At 50.8% G+C, this 3,605-nt stretch carries 3 protein-coding genes and 1 pseudogene; all 4 read left to right on the top strand.

Annotated elements, in window-relative coordinates; all coding sequences use genetic code 11:
* On the top strand, positions 1-816 hold an 816-nt coding region (locus ACIGDJ_RS28080; RefSeq protein ID WP_397480270.1), incomplete at its 5' end, for a bacteriophage T4 gp5 trimerisation domain-containing protein.
* A 3-nt stretch (positions 817-819) separates the two neighbouring features.
* On the top strand, positions 820-2,112 hold the full coding sequence (locus ACIGDJ_RS28085) for a VRR-NUC domain-containing protein (RefSeq protein ID WP_397480269.1): 1,293 nt from the start codon (positions 820-822) through the stop codon (positions 2,110-2,112).
* An 11-nt stretch (positions 2,113-2,123) separates the two neighbouring features.
* Entirely contained in the window at positions 2,124-3,248 is a 1,125-nt protein-coding gene (locus tag ACIGDJ_RS28090; RefSeq protein WP_101159020.1) for a type VI immunity family protein, read from the top strand.
* A pseudogene (locus ACIGDJ_RS28095) lies at positions 3,244-3,605 on the top strand (contractile injection system protein, VgrG/Pvc8 family); the annotation flags it as partial. The gene ACIGDJ_RS28090 and the pseudogene ACIGDJ_RS28095, both read left to right, overlap by 5 nt.

Genomic DNA, 3,605 nt, shown 5'->3' on the forward strand with positions numbered 1-3,605 from the left:
CTCAGCTCCCCGGGCGGCAAGGGCTACAACGAATTCCGCATCGAAGACAAAAAAGGCGCCGAACAGATCTACATCCACGCCCAGCGCGACTGGGACGAAAACATCGAACACGACCAGAAAATCCGCGTCGGCAACGAACGGCATGACACCGTTGAAGCCAACGTGTTGAGCGAGTTCAAGGTTGAAGAACACCGGATTACCCATCTGGATCGCATCAGTGAGATGCGCGCGGATGATCACCTGACGGTGGGTGTGACGCAGCATGTGAAGGTGGGGACTGGGCAGTTTGTTGAGGCCGGGACGGAGATTCACTACCACGCTGGTGAGAAGGTGGTGATTGAGGGCGGCATGGAACTAACGGCCAAGGCAGGCGGGAGTTTTGTGAAGGTTGATGCGGGTGGTGTGACCATCAGCGGCGCCGAGGTAAAGGTCAATACCGGAGGCGCGCCGGGGGTGGGGGCAGGGATTGGGATTCTGGCGCCGTTGATTCCAGGGCTCGCAGACAAGGATAAATTCGGGAAATTACTCGAAAATGCGCCACGAAGTCACAAAGCTAGATACCTGCTTCAGGATGAGAAAACAGGTGAGCCACTAATAGCGAGCCCATATACGTTGAAGCTAGCCGACGGCACGCTCATAAGTGGCTACACGAACAAAGAAGGAAAAACTTTCCTGGCCCACAGCAGTGATCCCGTCGCGGTGGAGCTTTTGACGCCAGTTCGTAAACCTGAGCCGGAAGAGCCATTGATAAGAGCTGGTGAGAGTGCTCCAAAGGAAATGATTTTGGATTTCAAAGACGCCAATTCGGAGGGTTGATACATGGCAGTAATGCAACCACCTCAGACACCACAGGGGTGCACAAATACCAGTATTGAAGGGACGATCAAGGAAGCACCGCTACCCAACCCTGAAAACAAGCCCTATCTGATGGAAAAAGCAAATTACGCCTCAAGATTTCCAAAGTTGTCTATCAAAAGAACTAAAGACGGTGGCGTCACAGGTCTCGAGCTAAAGCAACTCGTCATGAGTGGATTAATTCGTGCGGACGAATACCGCTGGGATTTTCTTTGGGACTATAAGGCAGAAGTGTGTTTTGACATGGCTTCTTTGCCTCCAAAGCCATTTTTAAGCTCATCGCTGATTGGTATCGACATCCCCCCCGATCCGTTAAGACGGCATACGTTATTTCCTTTTCCAAAAGGATCCGTGAAAGGCCTATTACGGCGCCCGGACGTAATCATTGTCAAAACGCGCAGCCTACGCTGGCCCGGAAGAGCGGGAGTAGATCATCAAGGGGTTCACCATCCTGACAATCTGGCAAGACTCGTAGAAGTGAAATTTCCCGGCGATGTTCTCGGATTGGCTCAGCGTGAAGCCTATCTAGAGATTGCAGGGGACCCGAAGCGGTTTTCTGTGTTGGAAATAAACGATTGCCGTGATGACGGTGAACGTGAGCGTGATAACCAATACAACAGGGAACATAAACCGACCGGTGAGTTTAACCCTCTACAATGGCCCGTTTTATTGCCGCCTTCAGGCGAACCAGGGCAAGCTCCTCGACCTGCACCTGTTCCTGTGCCGGCGTATGGTCCGACAGTTACCCCCAAACCTGCACACGTAGAAAGCTGGACACAGCAGGTGCAAGAAGCAGTGGATGGTCTATTGGAACAGGGGGCCAAAGGAATCCGCATTCTTTCCGATGAAGTTCAACAAAACCTGGAAGATGCGGCCACTTGGCTGGGAGTTAAGGGACAATGGATCAGACGCGAGTCTAAAAAAGCGTGGGAATGGGTCAGTGAAACTGGCGCTCAGGTCATTAGCTGGACAGACGCACAATTACGCGCCGCGTGGAAAGAAATTCAACATTACACAGATTTGACCGTTGATATGCTCAAAGAAATTGACTGGATGCAGGTCTTGATTGGAGTCGGGACTGTGGTAGCCACGGTGGTTGTTGCATTCGCCATTGGTGCAGCACTTGTAGCGGCAGGAGTTCCCGCAGCAATAGTTGCGGCCATACTAGTTATCGTCCGATTAGCACAGGTTTCTTGGGCGTTGCTAGCGAGTATTTTAGGTGGTGCTGCCGTCACCGCAGCAGTGTCCGCAGGATAATAGAGAAAACTATGAACGCATTGGAAAAACTGACTGAGCAAGCTCCCGGTCTTACTTTTGAATTACCGGATGGCACCCCAGTTATAAAACTGGGATTGATTGCCACGTTATATTTCAAAGAGGGCTATACGCCGCAAAGCAAGCAAGCCGTCACGCAGTGTTTCGAAAGATTCAAAGAAGAATTCGGCCAGCATTTGAAGGGCCAATATGATGGAAGATACAAAAAGCTCACAGATGTAAACTTCAATAAAAAAATATTGAACATTCTCGAAACCGGCCCAAACGAACAGTATGAATGGCACATCAGCAGTGCTGGGTCGGCTAACGAAGCCTCGGAATACAGCCTATCCGCATTGAATTCTTTTGAAGTACATGGCGATCAAAGACGTTCATTTATTAAAATGACGTTACCATGGACCATACTGAATGAACCCGATGGCGCGGCTCGTTACCAAGACTGGATTATTTACTTAGCCGATAAAGTTAAGGCCGATCACGGTTATGGCGGACTTTCCAGCATTTTGCCATTTGATTTCGATAGTTACATGCCTATGGAATTCCAACTTGCCCAGCAGTATAGAGGTCTTGAAGTCGATTCTTTAGTCACGAACTTCAAACGCGAACTGCTAGACCACATTAAAGGCATCAATTGGTATACTATTGTTAGCAATCGATTTACCGAAAAGCTTGGAGGCATAGACGCTATAAGTCATTCCTTCAGCGGGCGCGGCGATGTAGAGGTTTTTGAATATCAATATGGGCTGATTGTTCGCGCCGGCAACCTTCCTGACCTAGGCTCAATTAATGAAGCTTTGCCAGCGGCGTATATTTCAGTGAATCAAGTCTTCAAATCGTTGCGGATTCCCACGCCTGATCAATTGCATACTTATTCCCCTTACGGAAACTGCTTCGAAGAAGACAGCTCCGCGCGTTGGTATTCTCGCTTCGACCAAGAAGAAAATCGCTCAAAATCACCCGCACGGCTTGAAGCAGGTCAGCCTTGTAGCATGGCAGGATACTGGTTTACCCCAGCGCAAAAAGAATCCCGTAGGTACTTCGATCAAGGGGAAATTTTACCGAGTTTCAGCGGTTCGAATTGGGGCGATACCCTTTGGTATTGGTCAGGAGAGGATTGAGCTAACCAGCCCCGACCTGAAGCTCGAAGAGCTGCTGCACAAGCGCGCCTGCCTGACCTTCGGCGCCACCGGCGAAGGCAAGATTCACGGCCAGGTCTATCGCATCGAGCAGGGCGACTCCGGCAAGACCCTGACCCGCTACAGCATCAGCCTGGTGCCGCAACTGGCCTACCTGCAGCACAACCATGATCAGCAGATCTTCCAGCAACTGACGGTGCCGAAAATCATCGCCCAGGTGTTGGAAGATCGCGGCATTCTCTCTGACGCCTACAGCTTCCAGCTCGGCGCCGAGTACCCGGAGCGTGAGTATTGCGTGCAATACGATGAGTCCGACCTGCATTTCATTCAGCGCCTGTG

This window comes from Pseudomonas sp. NPDC079367 (genome assembly GCF_044542195.1).
GTDB lineage: Bacteria > Pseudomonadota > Gammaproteobacteria > Pseudomonadales > Pseudomonadaceae > Aquipseudomonas.